The organism is Streptomyces sp. NPDC048473, assembly GCF_043200155.1.
Classification (GTDB): domain Bacteria; phylum Actinomycetota; class Actinomycetes; order Streptomycetales; family Streptomycetaceae; genus Streptomyces.
On record NZ_JBICXE010000008.1, the window covers coordinates 16,921 to 41,409 of the forward strand.

The 24,489-nt window shown below is 70.3% G+C and carries 23 protein-coding genes; 14 read left to right on the forward strand and 9 right to left on the reverse strand.

Translation table 11 applies throughout. The annotated features are described in order from the left end of the window. Positions 1 to 72 precede the first annotated feature (72 nt). A complete protein-coding gene (locus ACGFU7_RS16090) occupies positions 73 to 357 on the forward strand; it encodes a type II toxin-antitoxin system Phd/YefM family antitoxin (RefSeq protein WP_393696211.1) in 285 nt (94 codons plus the stop codon). 84 nt (positions 358 to 441) lie between these two features. On the opposite strand, the gene ACGFU7_RS16095 is transcribed toward ACGFU7_RS16090, so the two are convergent. Further along, positions 442 to 1,431 carry an ABC transporter permease gene (locus ACGFU7_RS16095; RefSeq protein WP_393696213.1) on the reverse strand — a complete coding sequence of 330 codons (990 nt, stop codon included), beginning with the start codon at positions 1,429 to 1,431 and terminating at the stop codon, positions 442 to 444. 107 nt (positions 1,432 to 1,538) lie between these two features. On the opposite strand from ACGFU7_RS16095, the gene ACGFU7_RS16100 reads away from it, so the two are divergent. From ACGFU7_RS16100 to ACGFU7_RS16135, 8 genes are all read left to right on the forward strand, one after another. Then, positions 1,539 to 2,159 carry a TetR/AcrR family transcriptional regulator gene (locus tag ACGFU7_RS16100; RefSeq protein ID WP_393696215.1) on the forward strand — a complete coding sequence of 207 codons (621 nt, stop codon included), beginning with the start codon at positions 1,539 to 1,541 and terminating at the stop codon, positions 2,157 to 2,159. 138 nt (positions 2,160 to 2,297) lie between these two features. Next, positions 2,298 to 2,600 (forward strand): urease subunit gamma, encoded by a 303-nt coding sequence (locus ACGFU7_RS16105; RefSeq protein ID WP_393696217.1) that lies wholly within the window; start codon positions 2,298 to 2,300, stop codon positions 2,598 to 2,600. A gap of 15 nt (positions 2,601 to 2,615) precedes the next feature. Further along, positions 2,616 to 2,927 (forward strand): urease subunit beta, encoded by a 312-nt coding sequence (locus tag ACGFU7_RS16110; RefSeq protein WP_393696219.1) that lies wholly within the window; start codon positions 2,616 to 2,618, stop codon positions 2,925 to 2,927. Next, complete coding sequence (locus ACGFU7_RS16115) at positions 2,920 to 4,641, forward strand: urease subunit alpha (protein WP_393696221.1); 1,722 nt, start codon at positions 2,920 to 2,922, stop codon at positions 4,639 to 4,641. Before ACGFU7_RS16110 ends, ACGFU7_RS16115 begins: the two co-directional genes overlap by 8 nt. Positions 4,642 to 4,654: 13 nt before the next feature. Then, positions 4,655 to 5,317 carry an urease accessory protein UreF gene (locus ACGFU7_RS16120; protein ID WP_393696223.1) on the forward strand — a complete coding sequence of 221 codons (663 nt, stop codon included), beginning with the start codon at positions 4,655 to 4,657 and terminating at the stop codon, positions 5,315 to 5,317. A 27-nt stretch (positions 5,318 to 5,344) separates the two neighbouring features. Next, on the forward strand, positions 5,345 to 6,022 hold the full coding sequence (ureG, locus tag ACGFU7_RS16125; protein ID WP_393696225.1) for an urease accessory protein UreG: 678 nt from the start codon (positions 5,345 to 5,347) through the stop codon (positions 6,020 to 6,022). Then, positions 6,019 to 6,792 carry an urease accessory protein UreD gene (locus tag ACGFU7_RS16130; protein WP_393696227.1) on the forward strand — a complete coding sequence of 258 codons (774 nt, stop codon included), beginning with the start codon at positions 6,019 to 6,021 and terminating at the stop codon, positions 6,790 to 6,792. Before ureG ends, ACGFU7_RS16130 begins: the two co-directional genes overlap by 4 nt. 157 nt (positions 6,793 to 6,949) lie before the next feature. Continuing rightward, complete coding sequence (locus ACGFU7_RS16135) at positions 6,950 to 8,527, forward strand: alpha/beta hydrolase (RefSeq protein WP_393696229.1); 1,578 nt, start codon at positions 6,950 to 6,952, stop codon at positions 8,525 to 8,527. Between the two features lie 75 nt (positions 8,528 to 8,602). On the opposite strand, the gene ACGFU7_RS16140 is transcribed toward ACGFU7_RS16135, so the two are convergent. The 8 genes from ACGFU7_RS16140 to gcvPA form a co-directional block, all read right to left on the reverse strand. Further along, complete coding sequence (locus ACGFU7_RS16140; RefSeq protein WP_393696231.1) at positions 8,603 to 9,652, reverse strand: NAD-dependent epimerase/dehydratase family protein; 1,050 nt, start codon at positions 9,650 to 9,652, stop codon at positions 8,603 to 8,605. Positions 9,653 to 9,716: 64 nt separating this feature from the next. Further along, positions 9,717 to 10,436: a lysophospholipid acyltransferase family protein gene (locus ACGFU7_RS16145; protein ID WP_393696233.1), complete on the reverse strand. Its 720-nt coding sequence runs from the start codon at positions 10,434 to 10,436 to the stop codon at positions 9,717 to 9,719. Between the two features lie 170 nt (positions 10,437 to 10,606). Next, positions 10,607 to 10,873 (reverse strand): hypothetical protein, encoded by a 267-nt coding sequence (locus ACGFU7_RS16150; protein ID WP_393696234.1) that lies wholly within the window; start codon positions 10,871 to 10,873, stop codon positions 10,607 to 10,609. 152 nt (positions 10,874 to 11,025) lie between these two features. Further along, positions 11,026 to 11,667 (reverse strand): GntR family transcriptional regulator, encoded by a 642-nt coding sequence (locus ACGFU7_RS16155; RefSeq protein ID WP_393696236.1) that lies wholly within the window; start codon positions 11,665 to 11,667, stop codon positions 11,026 to 11,028. 49 nt (positions 11,668 to 11,716) lie between these two features. Next, positions 11,717 to 12,463 (reverse strand): SDR family NAD(P)-dependent oxidoreductase, encoded by a 747-nt coding sequence (locus ACGFU7_RS16160; protein WP_393696238.1) that lies wholly within the window; start codon positions 12,461 to 12,463, stop codon positions 11,717 to 11,719. Between the two features lie 38 nt (positions 12,464 to 12,501). Beyond that, positions 12,502 to 13,935 carry an ATP-NAD kinase family protein gene (locus ACGFU7_RS16165; protein WP_393696240.1) on the reverse strand — a complete coding sequence of 478 codons (1,434 nt, stop codon included), beginning with the start codon at positions 13,933 to 13,935 and terminating at the stop codon, positions 12,502 to 12,504. Continuing rightward, positions 13,932 to 15,524 carry an aminomethyl-transferring glycine dehydrogenase subunit GcvPB gene (gene gcvPB, locus ACGFU7_RS16170; protein ID WP_393696242.1) on the reverse strand — a complete coding sequence of 531 codons (1,593 nt, stop codon included), beginning with the start codon at positions 15,522 to 15,524 and terminating at the stop codon, positions 13,932 to 13,934. Before gcvPB ends, ACGFU7_RS16165 begins: the two co-directional genes overlap by 4 nt. Continuing rightward, positions 15,521 to 16,912: an aminomethyl-transferring glycine dehydrogenase subunit GcvPA gene (gene gcvPA / locus ACGFU7_RS16175; RefSeq protein WP_393696244.1), complete on the reverse strand. Its 1,392-nt coding sequence runs from the start codon at positions 16,910 to 16,912 to the stop codon at positions 15,521 to 15,523. Before gcvPA ends, gcvPB begins: the two co-directional genes overlap by 4 nt. Before the next feature lie 145 nt (positions 16,913 to 17,057). On the opposite strand from gcvPA, the gene ACGFU7_RS16180 reads away from it, so the two are divergent. The 5 genes from ACGFU7_RS16180 to ACGFU7_RS16200 are packed head-to-tail and all read left to right on the forward strand — an operon-like array spanning position 17,058 to position 24,387. Continuing rightward, a complete protein-coding gene (locus ACGFU7_RS16180) occupies positions 17,058 to 18,395 on the forward strand; it encodes an ABC transporter substrate-binding protein (RefSeq protein WP_393696246.1) in 1,338 nt (445 codons plus the stop codon). Positions 18,396 to 18,399: 4 nt separating this feature from the next. Further along, complete coding sequence (locus ACGFU7_RS16185) at positions 18,400 to 19,326, forward strand: carbohydrate ABC transporter permease (RefSeq protein WP_393696248.1); 927 nt, start codon at positions 18,400 to 18,402, stop codon at positions 19,324 to 19,326. Beyond that, the gene (locus tag ACGFU7_RS16190; protein WP_393696250.1) at positions 19,323 to 20,180 is read left to right on the forward strand and encodes a carbohydrate ABC transporter permease; all 858 of its coding nucleotides are present in this window, start codon (positions 19,323 to 19,325) and stop codon (positions 20,178 to 20,180) included. Before ACGFU7_RS16185 ends, ACGFU7_RS16190 begins: the two co-directional genes overlap by 4 nt. Beyond that, positions 20,177 to 22,210, forward strand: a complete 2,034-nt coding sequence (locus tag ACGFU7_RS16195) for a beta-galactosidase (protein ID WP_393696252.1) — start codon at positions 20,177 to 20,179, stop codon at positions 22,208 to 22,210. The genes ACGFU7_RS16190 and ACGFU7_RS16195 overlap by 4 nt, the downstream gene beginning before the upstream one ends. Positions 22,211 to 22,224: 14 nt before the next feature. Beyond that, positions 22,225 to 24,387, forward strand: coding sequence for a trehalase family glycosidase (locus ACGFU7_RS16200; protein ID WP_393696253.1), 2,163 nt, complete (start codon positions 22,225 to 22,227; stop codon positions 24,385 to 24,387). The last annotated feature ends 102 nt before the right edge of the window (positions 24,388 to 24,489 follow it).

The window sequence follows — 24,489 nt, forward strand, 5'->3', positions numbered from 1 at the left end:
GCCTCTGACCTGGATAATCGCTGTCACCATGTACCACGGCGGACCAGGTGGACATTACATAGGCTAGGGAGCATGGCCTACGAGATTCCGGTGACGCAAGCCCGAGCTGAGCTCGCCGAACTGATCAACCGCGTCGTCTACGGCGGCGAACGAGTCGTCGTGACGCGGCACGGCAAGCCGCTCGTGGCGCTCGTTTCGGCCGCTGACCTGGAGCGACTCGAAAGCGACGAGGCGGCTGCAGAGGAGCAGGTGATCAGCTCGGTCTCCTCGATCGGCTCATCCGTGTCCGCTCCCGGCGAACGGCGGCGCTTCGGCATCGCGGCAGAACACAAGGGGCACCGAGAGCCGGGCAGCTGAGCGCCCAGCTGACGTCCCGTAACGCGGAAATGCCGTGCACCCCTGCCCGTTGAGGCGGGGGTGCACGGCAGGCTCGAACGGGGGTCAGCCCACCAGGGCCGGCTCCGGGGTGCTGGCGGCGGGCGCGGCCGGAGGCCGGTCCCGGCGTCGGCCGCCGATGAGTACGGCCGTCAGCCCGAGCGCCGCCCACAGGGTGAGCGTGAGCAGCGCACCGCCCGCACCGCTGCCGTCGAAGAAGGCGACCGACCGCAGCAGTGAGCCGCCCGCACCCGGCGGCATCAGCTGTCCGATCGTCCCGATCGGCCGGGGCAGCAGCTCGGGCGCGCTGGTGACGCCGGAGAACGGGTTTCCGAGCAGCACCATCAGCAGGGCGCCGAGGCCGATGCCGGGCGGACCGATCAGGGCGGCGAGGCCCGCCACCGTCCCGCCGATGGCCAGGACGGTGAGTCCCAGCGTCCCGGCCTCGGGCCACCAGCCGCCGGTGATCACGCCGAGCCAGTTGTCGGTGAGCGCGGCCGCGCCGATGCCGACCAGTGTGGCCACGCCGATGAGTGCCAGCGCGGCCCGTCCCCCGCGCAGTCGCAGCATCGTGACCGCGGAGCCCGAGAGGACGCCGGCGATCGCCAGTGGCAGGAAGCTCGCGCCGAGCGCACTGCCGCGCGGATCCCCGGCGGGCGCCGCCACCACATCCGTGACCCGCACCTGAGCGCCCTCGGGGGCCTGGGCCGTGACCGCCTCGCGCAGCAGTTGGGCCACCACCGGGCTTGCCGCGGATGCGGTCAGCAACTGCGGGCCCTGCGGGGTGACCACGACCGCGCCGTATACGGACCGGTCCTCCATCGCGCGGCGGGCATCGGCCTCGGAGGCGTAACGGTGGATCTCGAAGGCGCCCTCGCGCTGCTCGAACCGCTGCTGGAGCCGATCGGCGTCCGGCGCGGAACCGGCTACCCCGACGGGCAGATCATGCGGCGCGATCCGGGCCGCGGGCCAGGCGAAGGCCCAGAGCGCGAGGATCACCACCACGGGGATCAGCAGGATGACCGCCACCATGCGGCGGTTCGGGGTAGCGGACACGAGAGGCCTCGATTCAAAGAGAAGGATCGTTCGTTTTACGTAAGGGCCACACTGTCCCGTCGGTGTCGGAGCTTGTCAAGAAGGAACGTTCGTTTTAGGTTTCGGGCATGGCCCGTGTATCTCAGGAACACCTCGACGCCCGCCGCCGGCAGATCATCGACGGCGCGGCGCGCTGCTTCGCGCGCGACGGCTTCCATGGCACGTCGATGCAGGGGGTGCTGAAGGAGGTCGGCCTGTCGGCCGGTGCGGTCTACCGCTACTTCAGCGGGAAGGAGGATCTGATCGCGGCCATCGCCGATGAGGCGTTCAGCAGTATTCGCCGGGCCTTCCAGGAGGCCGCGGACGCCACCCCGCCGCCGACCCCCGATGTGCTGCTGGGCCGGGTGCTGCGCGGGCTGTTCTCGGGGGAGGTGTGCGGTCTGGACGGTCGGCAGTTCGCCGCTCTGATCGTGCAGGTCTGGTCCGAGACCATGCGTAATGAACGCCTGGCCGCCACCTTCGACGACGGGTACAGCACCATGCGCGTCGTCTGGGCGGATGTGGTCGAGGGATACCGCAGGGCGGGGGTCATGCGGGCGGACGTACCCGCCGATCATGTGGCGCGGGCGATGATGGCGGCCGCGCAGGGGTTCTTCGTCCAGATGGCGCTCTTCGGTGACGCCGAACCCGAAGTGCTGGAAAACGGCCTGCGCGGCCTGATGTCCATGGATCTGCAAAAGATCAGTTAACGCGCCGGAAAAACTTCGGCTCTAACGTGCAATACCTTGCCGCGAGACACCGGTTCGACATTCAACAGTCCGTTGAAGGCGGCTAGTGTCTCGCTGCGCCCAGGGCCGGTACTGGGCACAGGACTGTGAGGTGGAAGCATGCAACTGACCCCGCATGAGCAGGAACGTCTGCTCATCCATGTTGCTGCCGATGTGGCTCAGAAGCGTCGGGAGCGCGGGCTGCGGCTCAATCACCCCGAGGCGGTCGCGCTGATCACCACCCATCTGCTGGAGGGCGCCCGCGACGGCCGTACGGTCTCCGAACTGATGGCTTCGGGCCGCAAGGTGCTCTCCCGCGAGGACGTCATGGACGGCGTGCCCGAGATGATCCATGACGTCCAGGTCGAGGCCACCTTCCCGGACGGCACCAAGCTCGTGACCGTCCACGAGCCGATCGTCTGACGGGAGGTGTCACCGATGATTCCCGGAGAGATCCTGTACGGGGACGGGCCCGTGCCGTTCAACGAGGGCCGGTCCGTCACCCGCCTCACCGTTCTCAACGCCGCCGACCGGCCCGTCCAGATCGGTTCGCACTATCACTTCGCCGAGGCTAACCCGGGCCTGGACTTCGACCGTTCGGCGGCCCGCGGACTGCGGCTGAACATCGCCGCCGGGACCGCCGTGCGCTTCGAACCCGGCGTACCCGTCGACATCGAGCTCGTCCCCCTCGCCGGACGGCGCATCGTCCCCGGCCTGCGCGGCGAAACCGGAGGTGCCCTCGATGGCTGAACTCGACCGCGCGGTCTACGCCGACCTGTTCGGCCCCACGACCGGTGACCGCATCCGGCTCGCCGACACCGATCTGCTCGTCGAGATCGAGGAGGACCGCTCGGGCGGCCCCGGACTCGCGGGAGATGAGGCAGTGTTCGGCGGCGGAAAGGTGATCCGCGAGTCGATGGGCCAGGCCCGCACCACCCGCGCCGAAGGCGCCCCGGACACCGTCATCACCGGCGCCGTGATCATCGACCACTGGGGCATCGTCAAGGCCGACATCGGCATCCGCGACGGCCGGATCACCGGGATCGGCAAGGCCGGCAACCCCGACACCATGGACGGCGTCCACCCCGACCTGGTCATCGGCCCCGAGACCGAAATCATCGCGGGAAACGGCAAGTTCCTCACCGCGGGCGCCATCGACGCCCATGTCCACTTCATCTCGCCGACCCTGATCGACCAGGCGCTCTCCTCCGGGACCACCACCCTGGTCGGCGGCGGCACCGGACCGGCCGAGGGCACCAAGGCCACCACCATCACTCCGGGCCCATGGCACCTTGCCCGGATGTTCGAGGCGCTGGAGGCGTACCCCGTCAACATCGGTCTGCTCGGCAAGGGCAACACGATGTCGCGCGAGGCCATGCACTCCCAACTACGCGCCGGTGCACTCGGATTCAAGATCCACGAGGACTGGGGCGCCACCCCCGCCGTCATCGACGCCTGCCTGAGTGTCTGCGAGGAGACGGGCGCCCAGCTCGCCATCCACACCGACACCCTCAACGAGGCCGGATTCGTCGCCGACACCCTGGCAGCCATCGCCGGACGCTCCATCCACGCGTACCACACCGAGGGCGCGGGCGGCGGGCACGCCCCGGACATCATCAGCGTCGTCTCGGAGCCGTACGTCCTGCCCAGCTCCACCAACCCGACCCGGCCGCACACCGTCAACACCATCGAGGAACACCTCGACATGCTGATGGTCTGTCACCACCTCAACCCCGCCGTGCCGGAGGATCTGGCCTTCGCCGAATCGCGTATCCGGCCGTCCACCATCGCGGCCGAGGACATCCTCCATGACCTCGGGGCCATCTCGATCATCTCGTCCGACTCCCAGGCGATGGGCCGCATCGGCGAGGTCGTCCTGCGCACCTGGCAGACCGCCCATGTGATGAAGAGGCGCCGCGGCGCACTGCCCGGCGACGGGCGGGCCGACAACCACCGGGTGCGTCGCTATGTCGCCAAATACACCATCAACCCGGCGGTTGCCCAAGGACTCGACCGGGAGATCGGTTCGGTGGAGACGGGAAAGCTCGCGGATCTGGTGCTGTGGGAACCGGCGTTCTTCGGCGTCAAACCGCAGACCGTCATCAAGGGCGGCCAGATCGCGTACGCGCAGATGGGTGACGCCAACGCCTCCATCCCGACCCCGCAACCGGTTCTGCCCCGACCGATGTTCGGCGCGGTCGGCCGCTCCCCTGCGGCCAACTCCTTCAACTTCGTTGCGAACGCGGCGATCGAGGACGGGCTGCCCGAGCGCCTCGGTCTCGGGAAGCGGTTCGTGCCGATCACCAGCACGCGCGGTGTCACCAAGGCCGACATGCGCGAGAACGACGCACTGCCGCAGGTCCATGTCGACCCCGACAGCTTCGCCGTGACGATCGACGGCGAACCGGTCGAACCGGCACCGGCTGCCGAACTTCCCATGGCCCAGCGCTACTTCCTCTTCTGATGCGGACCATGTGATGAGCCGCGCAGCTCTGCTCGTCCTCGCCGACGGCCGGTTCCCCGCCGGTGGCCACGCCCACTCCGGCGGCGCCGAACCGGCCGTGAAGGAAGGACGCATCCGTAACGCCGAGGACCTCGCCGAGTTCTGCCGGGGCCGCCTCCACACCACCGGCCTCACGGCCGCCGCACTTGCCGCGGCGGCCGCCCATGGCCACGACCCGCTCGCGCTCGACGAGGCCGCCGATGCCCGCACCCCGTCACCCGCGCTGCGGGCCGTCGCGCGCAAGCTCGGCCGGCAGCTGATGCGGGCGGCCCGCGCCACTTGGCCCAGCCCCGAACTCGCCGCGCTCGCCCGGGCCCGGCCGCGCGGCGCCCACCAGCCCGTCGTGCTCGGCCTCACCGCACGCGCGGCGGGACTCGGGCCCCAGGACGCCGCGCACTGCGTCGCCTACGAGACCGTCAGCGGACCGGCCACCGCCGTCGTCCGTCTGCTCTCTCTCGACCCCTTCGAGGCCACCGCCGTCCTCGCCCGCCTCGCACCCGAACTCGACCGGATCGCCGAACAGGCCGCCGCCGCGGCGCACGGAACCATCGACGCGCTGCCTGCCGCCTCCGCCCCTCTCCTCGACATCACCGCCGAGGCGCACGCGGCCTGGCCGGTCCGCCTGTTCGCCTCGTAGACCCGCAAGAACCAGGAGCCGAACCTCATGCATCTCGACCACGCCCAGCACGGCCCCGCCGCAGTGAGCGCCGATGCCGCCCGCCCCGACGGCACCCGCCGCGCCCTGCGCATCGGACTCGGCGGACCGGTCGGCTCCGGCAAGACCGCGACCGTCGCCGCCCTCTGCCGTGCCCTGCGCGACCAGCTGTCCATCGCCGTGGTCACCAACGACATCTACACCCGCGAAGACGCCGCCTTCCTGCAGCGCCATGCCGTCCTGCCGCCCGAGCGCATCCAGGCCGTGGAGACCGGCGCCTGCCCGCACACCGCGATCCGGGACGACATCTCCGCCAACCTCGAAGCCGTCGAGGACCTGGAGGACACCGTCGGACCGCTCGATCTGATCCTGGTCGAATCCGGCGGCGACAACCTCACCGCCACCTTCTCCAAGGGCCTGGTCGACGCCCAGATCTTCGTCATCGATGTGGCGGGCGGCGACGACATCCCGCGCAAGGGCGGCCCCGGCGTCACCACCTCCGACCTGCTCGTCATCAACAAGACCGACCTTGCCCCGTACGTCGGCTCCGATCTCGGCCGAATGGCTCACGACGCCGCACAGCAGCGCGGACCGCTCCCCGTGGCCTTCACCTCGCTCACCTCCGAGGAAGGCGTGGGGCCCGTCGCGGACTGGGTGCGGGGGCAGCTCGCCGCCTGGACCGCATGAGCGTCCAGGCCACCGCCCGTATCACCGCGGTCCTCGACAGCCGGGGTGTCACCTCGCTCCCCGTGCTGGAGAGCGACGGACCGCTCGCCCTGCGCCGGACCCGGGCCGCGAACGGCCCGTACGCCCGTGTCACCGTCGTCGGCGCCATGAGCGCGCCGCTCGGCGGTGACCGGCTCGCCATCGAGGCGCAGGTCGAGGAAGGCGCCCGGCTCACCGTCGACTCGGCGGCGGCGACCGTCGCCCTGCCCGGACCGGCAAAGGCCGCCGAACCTGCCACGTACGAGATCGAGTTGAACGTGGGGGAGCGGGCCGAGCTGCGCTGGCTTCCGGAGCAGCTGATCTCGGCGCACGGCAGCGTCCTGCACATGACCACGCGGGTCGAACTCGCCTCCACCGCACGGCTGGTGCTGCGCGAAGAGCAGGTCCTCGGCCGCCACGGCGAGAGCACCGGCACCCTCACCAGCCGCCTCACGGTGCACCGCGCCGGCCGTCCGCTGATCGACCAGCAGGTGGCGTACGGGCCGGGAGCACCCGGCGGCTGGGACGGCGCGGCTGTCCTGGGCGGCCACCGGGCCGTCGGCCAACTCCTCGTCGTCGACCCGTCGTTCGAGGAAAAGTGCCCCGAAGCGCGCCTGCTGGGACCGACCGCCGTCCTCACCCCGCTCGCCGGTCCGGCCGTGCTGGTGACAGCGGTCTCCCCCGATGCGCGCCTGCTGCGCAGGGTCCTGGACGACGCGCTGAACGACGTATTCGACACCTCGGCAGGGTGAATACCGCTCAGCGGGACACGGGTGTCCGGTTATCGATTCGGTAAAGAAGTGGGTGTGTGACCTGTTCTCAGGAACCTCACAGACGACACGATCCGCGGGAGGTCCCGAATGAACCGCGCCGCCACCGGCGGCGCTTCAGATATGGGGGAGGTTCCACTTGAGACGCACAGCAGTGCTCGGCTCGGCCGGCGCTCTGATCGCGGGCACGCTCATCGCGGGCGCGGTGACCGCACCGGCGGCCACCGCCGAAGGCCGCCACCACCACGGTTCCGAGGCGCGCGGCGTTCAGCTCGCCGCGGCACGGGCGGCCAGGTCCGGCATCGACTGGAAGGACTGCCCGGCCGACTGGGCCATAGCCAAGCCCATCCAGTGCGGCTGGGTGACCGTGCCGCTCGACTACGCCAGGCCCGACGGCAAGCAGATCAAGCTCGCCGTCGACCGGCACGTCAGCACCGGCACGAAGGACGAGCGACAGGGCGCCCTGATCTACAACCCGGGCGGCCCCGGCGGTTCGGGGCTGCGGTTCCCGACCCGGATCACCAACAAGAACCCCCTCTGGACGAATACGGCGAAGGCGTACGACTTCGTGGGCTTCGACCCGCGGGGCGTGGGCCACTCCGCGCCGATCTCCTGCATCGATCCCCAGGAGTTCGTCAAGGCCCCGAAGGCCGACCCCGTACCCGACTCCGAGGCCGACAAGCGCGCCCAGCGCAAGCTCGCCGCCGAGTACGCGGACGGCTGCGCCGAACGCAGCGGCGACATGCTGCCGCACATGACCACGCCGAACACCGCACGCGACCTGGATGTCATCCGCGCCGCCCTCGGTGAGAAGAAGCTCAACTACCTGGGCGTCTCCTACGGCACCTATCTGGGCGCGGTCTACGGCACGCTCTTCCCGGCCCATGTCCGCCGCATGGTTGTCGACAGTGTCGTCAACCCGGCGAAGGACAACATCTGGTACCAGGCCAACCTCAACCAGGACATCGCCTTCCAGGGACGCTGGGACGACTGGAAGGCATGGGTCGCCGAGAACGACTCCGCCTTCCACATCGGCAACACCCCCGAGAAGGTCGAGCAGGCGTGGCTGAAGCTGCGCGCCGCCGCCAAGAAGAGCCCCATCGGTGGCGTTGTCGGCCCCGCCGAGCTCACCGGCTTCTTCCAGAATGCGCCCTACTACGACTCCACCTGGGCGCTCGTGGCCCAGACCTGGAGCGACTACCTGGGCGGCGACACCCAGGCACTGGTCGACGCCGCGGGCCCGGACATGTCGGACACCGCGGGGAACATCTCCTCGGAGAACGGCAACGCCGTGTACACGGCGGTCGAGTGCGCGGATGCCAAGTGGCCCACCAGCTGGCAGAAGTGGGACCGCGACAACACCCGGCTGCACAAGGACTACCCGTTCATGACGTGGGCGAACGCCTGGATGAACCTGCCCTGTGCGACCTGGCCGGCCAAGCAGCAGACCCCGCTGAACGTGAAGACCGGCAAGGGCCTGCCGCCGGTGCTGATCGTGCAGTCCACGCGTGACGCCGCCACCCCGTACCAGGGCGCCGTCGAACTGCACAAGCGCTTCAAGGGATCGCGCCTCATCACCGAGCGGGACGCCGGTTCGCACGGTGTCACCGGCCTGGTCAACCCCTGCATCAACGAGCGGGTGGACACCTACCTGCTCACCGGCAGGACCGACCGCAGCGACGTGACGTGCGCCCCGCACGCCACACCGACGCCGTAACGGTCACATCTCACGGGCACGGGCGGCCGGCGGTCTCGAACCTCCGGCCGCCCGTTCTCGCGTACGGGCTCCGCCTCACGCCTTCCGGCCGTACGTCTCCAGCCAGGCGTCCTCCGCCGCGTAGTCGAAGAGCTTCTTCCCGTACGCCCGCAGCATGACGGGGAAGGCATCCGTCCAGTCCTTGCCCTCCAGTTGCGCGGCGATCCACTCGACCGTCTCCGGAAGCGACTGCGCATAGCCCGTCAGGGCCCGGTACCCGAGCTCCTGCTCGGCGGCCGCCATGTCGTACACGATGGGATGGGCGGTGCTCCACGGCGTCGAGCCGACGCCGTCATCCCCGGGTGCGCCCGCCATCAGCACGGTCTCGGTCCTCCCGCCGAGCACCGCGTCGACGGCCTCGCCGATCTCCGCGACCGTCGGCGCCTGCGGATCCCCGGCATTGAGCACCCGCGAACCGGGCCGCCCGGCGGCGAGCCGGATCAGCTCGGCCAGGTTGGAGACGTGGACCGGATGGAAACGGGACGTCCCGCCGTACGAGAGCACCCGCCGCGCGCGGCCGTCCAGGAGCCGCTTCACGAAGTACAGCTCACGGGGCGAGCGGCAGTACGCCCCGTGAATCGCCCCCGCACGCAACAGTGTCACCGGCAGCGCGTCCCCCGCCGCCAGCAGATCCTGCTCCAGCTGTATCTTCCGCGTCCCGTACGTGGCATCGCCGGCCGGCACCGTGCGCTGTGACTCCGGGACCGGCACGGGGTACCGCGGGGCTCCGTCGGGCTCGCCCTGGGTGTCGAAGCTGCGCCCCCGGTCGTCCTCGTACACCGCACCGCTGGAGATGACCACTGCCGAACCGATCCGGTCCGCGAGGCCGGTCAGCTGCCGGGCGTGATCCGCTCCGTACGCCACCATGTCGACCAGGACGTCACAACCGTCACCCAGCGCCGCCGCGAGTGCCCCGTCCTCGTCCCGGTCGAGAGCCGTCGTGCGCACCGCGCCGTCCCACCGCGCGTCGCGGCCGCCGCCGCGAGAAGCGGCCGTCACCTCCCAGCCGTCCTCGACGAGCGCCTGCACGGCCACTCGCCCGATCTGTCCCGTCGCTCCCAGAACCCATGCGTTCTTCTTGCTCATGAGAGGCACGCTAGGACGAGGCCGTCGCCCGGACCAGCGGAGTTCACCCAGCGCGGATTCGCCGTCAGCGTCGCAGTTTCGGGAACTTCTTCGGCTGCCGGGCCTGCTCGGACTGCGCGGCCTTCACCTTGGCCGCGTACTCGTCGACGTACTCCTGTCCGGAGAGGCCGAGGATCGCGTACATGATCTCGTCGGTGACCGCCCGGATTGCCGCCTTCTGGTTCTCCAGACCGGCGTAACGGGAGAAGTCCAGCGGCTCACCGAAGCGGATGGTGACCCGCTTGATGCGCGGGACGACCTGTCCCGGCGGCTGGATCTCGAACGTACCGACCATCGCGCACGGCACCACCGGCACCTGTGCCGTGATCGCCATCACGGCCACGCCGACCTTGCCCTTGTAGAGCCGGCCGTCGTGTGAACGGGTGCCTTCCGGATAGATCCCCAGCAGCTCGCCCCTGCCCAGCACCCCGAGCCCCTCGCGGATCGCCGCCTGCCCCGCGTCCTTGCCGGACCGGTCCACCGGAATCTGCCCGATGCTGTGGAAGAAGGCTGCGGTCAGCCGCCCCTTCACTCCCGGCCCGGTGAAGTACTCCGCCTTGGCGAGAAACGTGATGCGCCGCTTGATGATCGCGGGCATCAGGAAATGGTCGGAGAACGACAGATGGTTACCGGCGACGATGGCCGCACCGTCTTCCGGGATGTGTTCCAGGCCCTCGATCCTGGGGCGGAAGAACAACCGTAGAAGCGGCCCGAGAATGACGTATTTGAGCACGTAATAGAACACGGGGCGGCTCCTAGCTCTGCCGGATCGGCTCCAGGGCTGCATTCTGCCAGGTCAGCGGACACCTGAGGGGACGACAGCCTATGTGCAGTTGTCGTCCCGTGTAACCGTCTTCGGGTAGGGACGGCGACCGTGTACTCGGCAACGGGGACGGCATTGGCGGCAGCGGCCGATCACACTGCGATTCCCCGCTCCCAACAGGCCGCCGTGACATGGTGTTTGACCGATCCGGCGGCATGGACAACGGCACGCAGGCGTGGTGCCAGTGCCAGGATCCCGGCCGTGAGGGGCGGGCATCCCCAGCCGGTGACAAGGATGTCGACACGGGCGAGCGAGGCCTTCGACCGAGGCGAGGAGAACTCACGGAGCACCGGAGCTGGATCGAGGTCTGCGGCCCCGCGCAGACGCCGCAGCTTGGTGGCGCTGATCTGCAGAGTCATGCGGTCACCGTCCCTGGGCCGCGCGTCGGGTCGACGGATGGGTTCCGTTTCACGGTGAGGGGATCCCGGAGGAGCCGTGCGGGTCAAGCTCTGGCGTCTCGACCCGCACCACTGTGTCTCCGCTGTCCCCGTCAGGGTCCCGCCGTCCGTGGTCAGTCCTTCAGATGCTCCAGGATCCGGTGCATCCCGCTGTTCCAGTTCTCCTTGAGCGCCGCGACGGCCGCGTCGAGGTCGCCGCGCTGCAGGCATTCGGCGATCCGCTCGTGCTCCACCGCCGAACGCTCCAGGATGTCCTGGTCGCCCAGGGCCACCCGCTCGTAGCGGTGCATTGTCACCTTCAGGGAGGTGATCAGCTTCATCAGGCGGTTGTTCGTGCAGCCGGACAGGAGCAGGTCGTGCCACGCGTCGTCGTAACGCTCTATGACGTCGTGCGGCGCCTGCGGGGCCGAGAACGCACGCGCCTCCTCAAGGAGGCGGGGGGCTGTCGCCGTCAGGTGCCCGGGATCGCTGGACTCCAGGGCGAGCGCCTCCAGCGTCGCGACGATCGCGGACAGGTCACGGAACTCCTGTGCGCTGAGCGGCGTGAAGCGGAAGCCCTTGCCGCGCTCGCTGGTGATGACGCCCTCGCGCTCCAGCGTGATCAGTGCCTCGCGCAGCGGAGTACGGCTGACGCCGAGTTCGGTGGCGAGCTGCCCCTCGTTGATCGGCTCGCTGGTCGCGATCGTGCCGCGCCCGAGGCGCTTGATCAGTTCCTCCTTGACCTGTTCGCGCAGCGGGCGGTTTTCGATTGGCATGTGAGGCTGCCCTCCCCTTCGGTCCGGTCGATTATCCGCTACCGGCGGGTCACGCGGTACCGGCGCCGTCGACCGGGATGATCGCCCCGCTCAGGAACGCCGAGGCGTCGGAGGCGAGGAACGCCACGGTCTGGGCGATGTCGCGGGGCTGGCCGATCCGGCCGAGCGGCCGGTCGGCGGCGTCGGCGTAGAACGCGTCGGAGCTCTCGCCGAGCTGGCGGGCCTCCTCGGCGAGCATCCCGGTCGCCGTGTCACCGGGGCAGACACAGTTGACGCGGATGTTGTCGGGGCCGTGGTCGATGGCCATGGCGCGGGTCATGTTGACGACGGCGCCCTTCGACGCGCAGTACGAGATCGCTCGGCCGCCGCCGCGGATGCCCCATCCGGAGCCGGTGTTGATGACGGAGCCGCCGCCCCGGGCCGCCATCCCGGGGATCACGAGGCGGCTCATCAGCATCACCGAGCGGATGTTCACAGCCATCACCAGGTCCCAGTCGTCCTCGGTGATCTCGCAGACCGTGGAGCGGCGGATGATTCCGGCGTTGTTGAAGAGGACGTCCACGCCGCCGAACTGCTCCTGCGCCGTGTGCACGACGGCCTCGCAGTCCGCGCGCCGTGATACGTCGCAGCGTACGAAGGTCCCTCCGGTGTCCTTCGCGGTGCGTTCGCCGCCGTCCGTGTCGATGTCGGCGATCACCACGCGGGCGCCGAGCTCCGCGAGGACCTGGGCGGTGGCGCGGCCGATTCCGGCTCCGCCGCCGGTCACGATGGCACGCTTGCCGTCAAGGGAGATCATCTTTGGCTCCTTCTGGGTGCGACGGGAGGCATGAGGGGTCATCCGGCCAGGCGGTACAGCGACGTGCGCCGCCTTCCGGTGATGACGGGCAGGTGCCCGGACAGCTCCGCGTTGAGCGCGTCGTCGCCGGTGTCGAGGAGAAGAGGGCGGCCGCCGAGCGCGGCCAGTTTCTGTTCCGTGCACAGCACGAGCAGGCGCTCGCGGCCGCCCGCCACGCGCAGGACGCGCGGCGAGATCTGCTGGTTGCCGCGGCCGAGGAGGAAGCCCTGCCCGCCGATGGGGGAGAGGGCGATCCAGGCCGGGCCGATGGAGAGGAGGGTGTCCTCGCCCGCGTCGCGGGCCACAATTCGCGGCCGGTGGCCGGGCCGCAGGCGGAGCACGTCGACCCCCGTGAGGGAGACGTCCGCGCCGAGCGTCGCCGCGACCGCCCGGGTGGTGCTGCCGGGGCCGAGCACGAGCAGGCCGTCCCCGACGCGCTCGGCGACGTCGGTCGCGATGCCGCCGACCGCCTCTGGCGTGGCGGCGGTGCTGCCGGTCTTGCGCTGCTGTACGCGGGCCGGAATGTCGGGAACGCGCAGCCACCCGAAGAGCTGTGAGGCGACGCGGCCCTCGCTCAGGGCGTCCTCGTCCCGGTCCATCACCTCGGCGTCCCGCAGCCGAACGGTGCTCCTGCGGGCGAGCCACGCCGCCGCGACCTCACCCGCGGCGCGCGGGCTGATGGCGAAGACGGCCGAGTGCATCTTCACGCCGGTCGGTACGCCGAGGACCGGGCAGGGCACGTGGCGGAGGGCGCCGAGCACGTCCCGCGCGGTGCCGTCGCCGCCGGCGAAGAGCAGAAGGTCGACGCCCTCGGCGACGACGGCCCGCACCGCGGCGGCCGTGTCCGCGGCCGAGGTGTCCCGCCCGGCCCCGGCGGCGTACACGATCCGCCCTGCAAGCCCTGCGGCGGCGACGGAGTCAGCGCCCAGGGGACCGGCGGCGGTCACGACGAGGAGTCCGGAGCCCGGCGGGTGACCGACCGGAGCGATGGCCGCCGCCCCGGCCTGCGTGTCGCTGAGCTCGTTCGGCGCGGGATCCCCGGTGGCGTCGGCCCGGCGGCCGGGCACGGGGTGTGGCGTGCGCTCCCGCGTGGTTGCGGGGGCGTACGCCGTGCCCTCCGACGCATCGGCACGCCCATCCGGCGCGGAGGCCGTCGAAGCGGCGCTCACCTGTGTGCGCCGGCTGGGCGCGGGATGCGCCGCCGCTGTCGACTCGCTGCCTCGTTCGTCCCACGCAGGACGGCTGACCCCCCCTGTCAACTGGGCTGAACGCGCCGCCAGTTCACCCAGGGCCGCAGCGGCACGCGCCCCCGCCAAGGGGCGTGCGCCCAGCGAGAGTGCCACGCGGGTCCGGTCCGGGCCGTCGGTACCGCCCAGACCCACCCGGCCGCCGAGGCCGGCGACCGGGTTGACCACCAGGCCGATCCTCGTCACCGGCCGGCCTCGCCGAGAACCTTGCGGCGGTAGGCGCGCCAGGACACCGCCCAGGTCGCCGGGTCGTCCAGGGCTTCCGGGCGGACCCGGTGGATGGTCGAGCGGTGCGGCGCCGTGCGTACGGTCTCCGGGTCCTCGTACGCCTCACGGGCGATCTCCGCGAGGATCGCCGCGTACTCGTCGAGGTCGGTGCGCGTGTAGGACTCGGTCGGCTCCAGCGTCATGGGTTCCGGCACGACGTATGGGTGGTGGCTGGTCCAGTAGTGCGTACCGAAGTCCGCGGCGCGCAGGCCGATGTCCTCGGAGTGCAGGCCGGTGTCCTCGTGGAGCTGCTCCCAGCTGTAGCGGACCTGCTCGACGCGCGGGTGCCCCGCCGCGTAAGGGACGGAGACACCAGGGATCTGCCGGACCTTGTGGAGCAGGTAGTTGTTGTTGAGGACAGCCGTCTCGGCGGCGGCCCGCAGGCCCTCCGCGCCGAGCGACATGATCCAGGCGTAGGCACGGACCAGGTTCGGCACGACGCCGTAGAACGGCCGCATCTTGCCGACCGAATCGGGCCGGTCGTCGTCCAGGCGGTAGGACGAACCGTCGAACTCGACGGTGGGGCGCGGCAGATACGGGGCGAGGTCCTCGGAGACCGCGCACGCACCCGCCGCCGGACCGCCGCACGCGTGCGGCGTCGAGAACGTCTTGTGCAGATTGAAGTGGCACAGGTCGAAGCCCGCGTCCCGGGCGCGCGTGATGCCGAGGATGCCGTTCGCGTTGGCCTGGTCGTACGAGCACAGGCCGCCCACCTCGTGCACGATCCGTACGAACTCCTCGATGCGCGGGTTGTAGATGCCCGTGTCCTCGGGGTTCGTGATGAGGAGCGCCGCCGTGCGCGGGCCGACCGCCGCCTTGAGGGCCTCGATGTCCGGGTAGCCGTCCGCGTCCGGGTGGAGCGTGATGACCTTGAAGCCCGCCGTCTTCGCGCAAGCCGCGTTCGACGGGTGGGAGAAGATCGTCGTGATGACCTCGTCGCGCTCCTCCAGCTCGCCGCGCGCGGCGAAGTAGGCGCGGATCATGGCGACGTTCGTGTAGATCGCGGCGGAGCCGGCGCCCGGCTGGAGCGAGACCCGGTCCATGCCGGAGATCTCCTTCAGGAGCTGCTCCAGGCTGTGGATGATCCCGAGGACGCCCTGGACCGTGTCCTCGTCCTGGAGGGGGTGCAGCGCCGCGATCCGCGGGTCACGGACGAACTGGTCGTTGACCTTGGGGCTGTACTTCATGGTGCAGGTGCCCTGGCCGACGTCGATGTTGAGATCGGCGCCCAGATTCTCCTGCGACAGGCGCAAGTAGTGGCGCAGGACCTGTTGTTGGGACATCTCCGGCAGCGCGGGCGGTTCGGCGCGGCGCAGGGCGGCGGGTATCTCGGCCTTCCCGATGGACGGGTCTGCGGCCGGTACGAGGACGCCTCGCTCGCCCGGCGAACCGAGCTCGAAGATCAGCTTCTCGTCCCAGGAGGCCTGTTGGAATCGGCGGAGGCGCGGCTTGCCGGCGATGCGCGCCTCCTCGGGGGAGACGGACACGGGCGCGTGCGGGGCGGTCACTTGACGATCTCCTCCAGGGTTGCGGCGAGCCGGTCGATGTCGGCCTTGGTGTGGACTTCGGTGACGCAGTACGCGGCCTCGTGCCCGCCGGTCGGTACGCCGCCGAAGATGCCCCGCTCCTTCAGGCCGGCGCGGATCTCGGCGGCGGTCCTGCCGCCCGTGTAGCGGACGGTGAAGTCGGCGAAGTGCAGGGCGTCGCCGTACGGGACCTCGATGCCGGGTACCTCGGCGAGGCGCCTGCGGGCGTACGCGGTGAGCGCGAGGATCGTGTCGCCGATCTCCCGCATGCCCTGTGGTCCCATCAGTGCGAGATAGACCCCGGCGCCGATACCGTGCAGCGCGGCGGCCGTGCCGACCCACTCCTTGCCCTCCTCGCGCAGCGCGAACGAGGTCCGCTCGTAGGCGACGTCGCCGAAGCCGTACTCGCCCTCGACGGTCGTCGGCACGAGGCCGAACAGGCGTGACGGGTACTCGGCGACCAGCATCTCCTCGTCGCGCGTGGCGATGAAGCCCGCGTTGCCGCCGCCGAAGCTCTGATGGAGGCCGAGCGGCTGGATGTCACCGCACGCGATGTCGGCGCCGTACGCGGAGGGCGGCGCGAGCACGCCGAGCGTGAGCGGATTGCAGCCCACGACGAACAACGCCCCCGTTTCGTGGGCGAGTTCGGCGAGGCGGGGCAGCGCCTCGTCGACGATGCCGAGCGCGGAGGGCGTGTCCGCGTACACCGCCGCCGTGTCGCCGGCGGCTAGCGCTTCACGCACCGCGTCGAGGTCGGCGCAGCCGGTGTCCGGGTCGACCGGGACCACCGTCACGTCGTGGTCGGGGCGCACGTAGTCACGTATGCGGGAGAGCTTGTCGGCGTCGATCGCGGTGGCGACGAGCACGCGGCGGCGGCCCGTGATCCGGCCGGCCATGCGCAGGCCGGTTCCCGAGGCCTGGAAGCCGTCGTACACCGGGACGTTGACGATCTCGACGTCGAGCAGCTCGGCCATCATCGACTGGTACTCCCACAGCGCCTGGAAGCGGCCGTGGTCCTCGTAGGGCTCGCCCGCGTACGCCGTGAGGAACTCGCTGCGGTTGACCACCTCGTCCACGACCGCCGGTACGTGGTGCTGGTAGCAGCCGGAGCCGAGAAAGCTGAGCGCCTGCCGCGTCGAGGTGTTGCGGCCGAGCAATTCCTCCATGTGGCGGGTGAGTTCGGCTTCCGAACGCAGTGGGGCCGGCAGGTCGAGGGGGCGGTGCAGCCGGATGGCGTCCGGGATGTCGGCGTAGAAGTCCTCGACGCTCACCGCGCCGATCTCGTCGAGCATCGCCTGCCGCACGGCCGGGACCGCATTCGGGATGTAGGGGTGGGCGTAGGGGTGGACGGAGTCCTGGGATGACGTCATGCCGCGCCTTTCGCGTGAGCCGACTCAGTCAGGTCAGTCATGAACCACAGCAACAAAAGTCTTTGGGTGTACACCTCTTGACGGCGAGCTCCGTCATTCAGTGTTCTGAATACAGCATTAGGCATTCAGGCTCCAGGAGGCAAGAGTGTCAACAAGGCCCACCCGACGGGTTGTTCTGACCACAGGTCTCGCGACCGCGGCATCGTCACTGGTCAGCGGATGCGCCATGGGCGGCGCGGGCGGCGGAGAAGCCCGTGACATCGGCGGCGAGAAGGATGACGAAGGGGGAAAGGTCAGCGGGAAGATCACCGTCTGGTCGTGGGACGTGGCCGCCAAGGCCATGAAGCGCTTCGCCCGCACCTTCGAGGAGCGCCACTCCGGCACCACCGTCGACGTCGTCGACATCGGCTACGACAACGCCTACGACAAGATCACCGTGGGCCTGCGCGGCGGCTCGGGCCTCGCCGACGTCCTCACGGTGGAGGGCAGCTACATGCCGCGCTACATAGGCAACTTCCCGAGCGGCTTCTACGACCTGACGAGCCTCGGCGGCCGCTACGGAGGCGACTTCGACCGCGCCGCGTGGCGCACCGTCACCGGCAAGGACGGCGCGGTCTTCGCCCTGCCCTGGGACATCGGCCCCTGCGCGCTCTACTACCGCACGGACCACTTCCGCGCCGCCGGAGTCGACCCCAAGTCGCTGCTGACCTGGGACGACTACGTAGAGGCGGGCGTCCGCATCAAGAAGGCCACCGGCCGCAAGCTGCTCATCATGGACTCCACGGACGCCGGGATCCTGCCGATGCTGCTCCAGCAGCAGGGCCAGTCCTACTTCAAGGGTGGCCGGGTCGCGGTCGAGACCCCGGAGGCCGTCAAGGCCCTGACGCTGATGAAGACCCTGCACGACAAGGGTCTCGTCGACTACGAGAAGGGCTGGGACGGGCTCGTCACCGGCACCAAGCAGGGCAAGGCCACCACCACGCCCACCGCCGCCTGGTGGACGGGCACGCTCAACGACGAGATGCCCGAGCTGAAGGGAAAGTTCGGGGTGGTGCCGCTGCCCGGATTCACCGCCGACGGCATCCGCACCTCGAACATCGGCGGTTCCACGCTCTGCGTCCCGGGGCAGAGCAAGAACCCCCGTCTGGCCTGGGCGTTCATCCAGTTCCTGCTCACCGGCAAGGCGAACCAGGTCTCCATGCTCAAGCGCGAGGGCCTGTTCCCCGCCTATCTTCCCGCGCTCGACGACCCGTATCTGAGCGCGAAGCAGGAGTACTTCGGCGGGCAGGCGGCCCTCGACGTGTTCGCCCGGCTCGCCCGCAACATCCCGCCGGTCGAGAACAACAAGGACGATGCGAAGGCCTCCGACATCATGATCTCCGCCGTCACCGGCGTGATGCTCCGGGGCAAGGACCCGCGCGCCGCCCTGAACTCGGCCGCGCGGCAGCTCGCCACGGCCACCGGCCGCGAAAGGGTGAAGTAGCCCTATGGCCGTCCACACCACCTACGACCGGCCGGTCGCCCCCGCCCGTGCCCCGGCCGGGGCACGCCGCACGCGCCGACGCCCCACCGCCTGGATCTTCGCCGGACCCGCAGCCGCCCTCTTCGCGCTCTTCTTCGCCTATCCACTGGGCGCGAGCCTCCTGCAGAGCTTCACCACCGAGGACGCCGGCGCCACCCACTGGGTCGGACTCGACCAGTACCGGCGCATGATCAACGACCCCGCGTTCCTGGAGTCCCTGTTCAACACCGGGATCATCCTCGTCGTGCAGGTCCCCGTGATGATCGGCCTGGCACTCGTCCTCGCCGTCCTGCTCAACCAGTCCTGGCTGCGCTTTTGCGGCACCTGGCGAGCGGTCTATTTCCTGCCCGCCGTCACCACACTCGTCGCGTACGCCGTCGTCTTCCAGGTCCTCCTCAAGACCGACGGCGGCCTCGTCAACCAGATACTCGGCGCCGTCGGCATCGGCCAGGTCGACTGGCTCAACAGCCCCACCTGGGCACGCGTCTCGCTGATCGCGTCCCTGACCTGGCGCTGGACCGGCTACAACGCCGTCATCCTGCTCGCCGGACTCCAGTCCATCGGCAAGGAGCAGTACGAGGCCGCCTCCATCGACGGCGCCGCCACCCTCTCCACGTACACCCGCGTGATCCTGCCGCAGCTGCGCCCGGTCGTCCTGTTCTGCGTGATCACCTCCACCATCGGGACACTCCAGCTCTTCGACGAGAACTACGTCCTCACCCGCGGCGGCCCCGACGACGCGACCCTCACCCCGGTCGTCTACCTCTACAAAGTCGGCTTCCAGCAACTCGACTTCGGCTACGCCGCCGCCATCGCCTGGGTCGTCGTGGCCCTCATCGCCGCGATCTCCGCCCTCCAGTACGTCGCCTTCGGAAGGGAGCGCCGCCGGTGACCGCCCTCCAGCAGACCCCCGTACGTGTCCACCCGGCCAGACGTGCCGGCCGCTACGCCGTACGCCTGTTCCTCGCGGCCGGCGCCGTCGTCAGCCTGGTGCCGTTCCTCTGGATGGCGATCGCCGCGACGCACTCCACGTCGGACCTGTTCCGCTCGCCGCCGCCGTTTCTGCCCGGCGGCCGTCTGCTCGACAACCTCGCGCGGCTCCAGGACACCATCGGCTTCGGGAGGGTCCTCCTCAACAGCGTCGGCATCGCCGTCGTGCACACCGCGCTCAGCTCGCTGATCTCCGCCATGTGCGGCTACGGTCTCGCCAAGTACCGCTTCCGCGGCCGGGGTCTGCTGCTCGGCGCCGTGCTCGCCACGATGATGATCCCGTTCCAGGTGCTGCTCGTGCCGCTGTTCCAGATGATGGCGAGCGTCGGCTGGATCGACTCCTACCAAGCGGTCGTCCTGCCGTTCCTGGCGAACTCCTTCGGCATCCTGCTGATGCGGCAGGGCTTCGTCGACTTCCCCGACGAGCTCCTCGAATCGGCCCGTATCGACGGCTCCGGCGAGCTGCGCACCTTCTACCAAGTCGTGCTGCCCTGCGTGCGCCCGCAGCTCGGCGCCCTGGTCATCTTCACGTTCATGGCGCAGTGGAACAGCTTCATCTGGCCGCTGCTCATGCTCAACTCCGAGGACAAATACACCGTGCCCGTCGCGCTCAACACCCTCACGGGGCTCTCCCATGTCGACTACTCGGGACTGATGCTCGGCTCACTCCTCGCCACCCTTCCGCTGATGGCCCTCTTCCTTCTCTTCCAGCGGCAGTTCGTGGCCGGACTCCTCGGCGGGGCGGTGAAGGGATGAGCCGCCTGACCCGCGTCCCGGGCGTCCTCTACGGCGGTGACTACAACCCCGAACAGTGGCCCGAGGACGTCTGGGCCGAGGATGCCAAGCTGATGCGCGAGGCCGGCGTCACGATGGTGACTGTCGGCGTCTTCTCCTGGGCACGGCTCCAACCCGGCTCGGACACATGGGACTTCGCCTGGTTCGACCGGCTCCTCGACCTGCTGCACGCCCACGGCATCGCCGTCGACCTGGCCACCGCGACCGCGTCACCGCCCGCGTGGCTGGTCCGCGCCCACCCCGAGATCCTGCCGGTCACGGCCGACGGCGTACGCCTCGAATTCGGCTCGCGCCAGCACTACTGTCCGTCCTCGCACGAGTACCGCGCCGCCGCCCTCCGCCTCACCCGTGCCCTCGCCGAACGCTACGCACACCATCCGGCCCTCGCTCTGTGGCACATCCACAACGAGTACGGCGACCATGTCACCGAGTGCTTCTGCGCACGCTCCGCCGACCACTTCCGCGCCTGGCTCACCGACCGATACGGCACGATCGACGGCCTCAACCACGCCTGGGGCACGGCCTTCTGGTCGCAGCGCTACGGCACGTACGACGAGATCGAACCGCCGCGCACCGCTCCGGGACCCGTCAACCCGACACAGCTCCTGGACTGGCGGCGTTTTTGCTCCGACGCCCTCCTCGAATGCCACCGCGCCGAGCGCGAGGCACTCCGGGAACTCAGCCCGGACATCCCGGCCACCACCAACTTCATGTCGATGTTCAAGGCACTCGACTACTGGAAGTGGGCCGAGCACGAGGACCTCGTCTCCGACGACGCCTACCCCGACCCCGCCGACCCGCGCGCCCACGTCAACGCCTCCCTCACCTACGACCTGATGCGCTCCCTCAAGGGCGGCCGGCCCTGGCTGCTCCTCGAACAGGCGCCGTCCGCCGTCAGCTGGCGGCCGGTCAACGTCCCCAAGAAGCCCGGCCTGCAACGGCTCTGGTCCCTCCAGGCCCTGGCCCGCGGCGCCGACGGCATCATGTACTTCCAGTGGCGCGCCTCCCGCGCCGGCGCCGAGAAGTACCACAGCGCACTGCTCCCGCACCGCGGCACCGTCTCCCGTGGCTGGCGCGAGACCGTGCGCTTCGGCGCCGAACTCGCCCGGCTCGGCGAAGTCACCGGCGCCACCACCCGGGCCGACGTGGCGATCGTCCTGGACTGGGACTCCTGGTGGGCCCTCGAGGCCGACGACCACCCCTGCGCCCGCATGCGCTGGCCCGACCTCCTGCGCCCCTGGTACGCGGCTCTCCACGCCCGCGCCGTCACCGCCGACTTCGTGCCCCCGCACGCGGACCTCGACGGCTACCGGGCGGTGCTCGCGCCCAACCTCCACCTTCTGCGGCCCGAGAACGCTGTACGCATCTCCGCCTACGTACGAGGCGGCGGCCACCTCGTGTGCGGCCCCTTCAGTGGCGTCGTCGACGGCCACGACCACATCCACGACGGCGGCGCGCCGGGACCGCTGCGGGACGTACTCGGCGTGTCCGTCGACGAGTTCTGGCCGATCCCCGACGGTGAGGCGGTGCGGCTCGACTCCGGTGCCGAGGCCACCCGGTGGAGCGAGTGGATCGAACCCGACGCCCTGGACACCGAGGTCGTCGACTCGTACGCGTCCGGAGCACTGACCGGCCGCCCCGCCGTCACCCGCCATCCCCACGGCGCCGGCACCGCGTGGTACGTGAGCGCCCACCTCGGCGACGGCATCGCAGCCGTGCTCGACGACGTGCTGCGGACAGCGGGCGTACACCCCGTGCTCGACGTCCCCGAGGGAGTCGAGGCGACCGTGCGCTCCGGCACGCAGGGCACGTACCTCTTCGTCCTCAATCACAGTGACCACGACACGCGGACGCAACTGACCGGCCCCTACGCGGCCGGCGGCACCGACCTGCTCACCGGAGCCGCCGTCCGCGACCACATCGGCCTCGGCCCGCTCGGCGTCGCAGTCCTGCGCATCGCCACCGACTCCCTTGGAGAGACCGACCAGTGACCAGACACCGGCTCATGTGCGCCCTGACCGCACTCCTCCTCGCCGGCGGCGCCCTCGCCGTACCGCAGACGGCCGCCGCCCATGCGCACCCGAAGCCCCCCTCCTCGTACGCCGACGTCCTCGACCTGCACGGCACCCCCGCTGCCGCCCAGCCCGGCGATGACGAGGACAACAACCCCGTCACCGTCTTCGCCGACCGGGGAGCCTGGCACGCCTACGCCCTGCCGAAGGCCGGAGACAACGATGCCTACGGCGGCTTCTCCGGGCCCCTCTACATCGCACAGGAATACCCCTGGTGGCTCAGCAAGTCCTTCAGCCGCATCCGCCTCACCGAACACGGCCGCACCCTGGACCTGGCCGGGGGAGGCGCGCCACGCTTCACCTCGCTCCCGGGCCGGCTCCTCCAGTCGTACGACCTCGGCCGCGGCCTGCGCCTCACCCTCGAACTCCGCTTCGCCACCGACCGCAGCGCCCTGGTGCGGGCCGAGGTCCGCAACACCGGCCCGGCGCCCCGCACGCTGGGTGCCGACTGGACGGGCAGCCTGTTGCGGCCCGCCGACCGGCCGATGCGCGACGCGCCCTCGCTGACCGCCACCGGCTCCGGTGTCGGCGTCGGCTTCGCGAAGGTCCGTGAGACCTGGGACTACCTGACCGACGGCACGGAACGCTTCGACGTCACGCACAAGGGTGCCGTCCGCACAACGGTGGACGGCGACACGTACCGCACCGAGGCCGTGGAACCGGTGACCCTCGCACCGGGCCGCTCGCACAGCTTCGACTGGACCGAGTCCTACACCTTTACCGCCGCCGAGCGCGCGAAGGAGAAGGCGACGGTCCGTGACGTACTCGCACACCCCGATGCCGTCGTCTCCGCCTCCGCCGCGCGCTGGCGGGGCTATGTCGCCGGGGTGACCCAGGGCGTGCCGGCGGATCGGCGGCGTACGGCCGTGAAGTCGCTGGAGACTCTCGTCACCAACTGGCGAGGCGCTGCAGGGCAGATCAAACACGACGGCATCACGCCGTCGATCTCCTACAAGTGGTTCACCGGTGGCATCTGGGCCTGGGACACCTGGAAGCAGGCTGTGGGCACGGCACGCTTCGCGCCCGACCTGGCCGAGTCGCAGATCCGCGCCATGTTCGACTGGCAGATAAGCCCGGACTCCACGACCCGCCCGCAGGACGCCGGGATGATCCCCGACGTCATCTTCTACAACGACCCCTCGCGCGGCGGCGGCAACTGGAACGAGCGCAACTCCAAGCCTCCGCTGGCCGCCTGGGCAGTCTGGGAGGTGTACGCGAAGACCGGGGACAAGGCCTTCCTGCGTGAGATGTACCCGAAACTCGCCGCCTACCAAGCCTGGTGGTACCGCAACCGCGACCACGACCACGACGGCCTCGCCGAGTACGGCGCCACCGTCGACCCCGCCAACAGCTCGCCCGAGGAGCGGCGCCTCGCCGCGGCCTGGGAGAGCGGCATGGACAACGCGCCCCGCTTCGACGCCGCCCTCGGCACCGGCATCGTCGCCAACCAAGCGGCCGACGGAACACTCCTCGGCTACTCCCTCAACCAGGAGTCCGTCGACCTGAACTCCTATCTCGCCGCTGACCAGGGCTACTTGGCGCGCATCGCGGGCACGCTGGGCCGCGGCGCCGACGCCAAGCGGTGGAAGCAGCGGTCCGCCGCCACGTCCGCCGCCGTCAGCACGACGATGTACGACCCCGCGGACGGCTGGTTCCACGACACCGCGCTCGGCACCGGCGCACCGCTCACGGCCCGCGGACGCGGCATCGAGGGCGCCGTCCCGCTGTGGACCGGCACAGCGTCCGAGGCGCAGGCCCGTGCCGTGCGCGACAGGCTGACGGACCCGGGGGAGTTCGCCACCACCGTCCCGTTCCCGACCGTGGCGAAGAGCTCCCCCTACTTCTCGCCGACCGCATACTGGCGCGGCCCCGTCTGGCTCGACCAGGCATACTTCGCCCTCGGAGGCCTGCGCCGCTACGGCTACGCCAAAGATGCGGACGCCCTGACGGACCAGCTCCTCACCCACGCGTCGGGCCTCGCGGGCAACGGACCGATCATGGAGAACTACGACCCGACCACAGGGGCTCCGCTCAACGCGCCCAACTTCAGCTGGTCCGCCGCGCTGTTGTTGCCGATGCTGACAAGAGAGAAGTAGGAGGCAGACGGCCGTCGTCCGCACGGGGTGCCGCTCGGCGGGCGCCCCCGTGCGTGAACTGTCGCTGTTCCGCCCCGGGACGCTACTGCCACCTCTCTCACT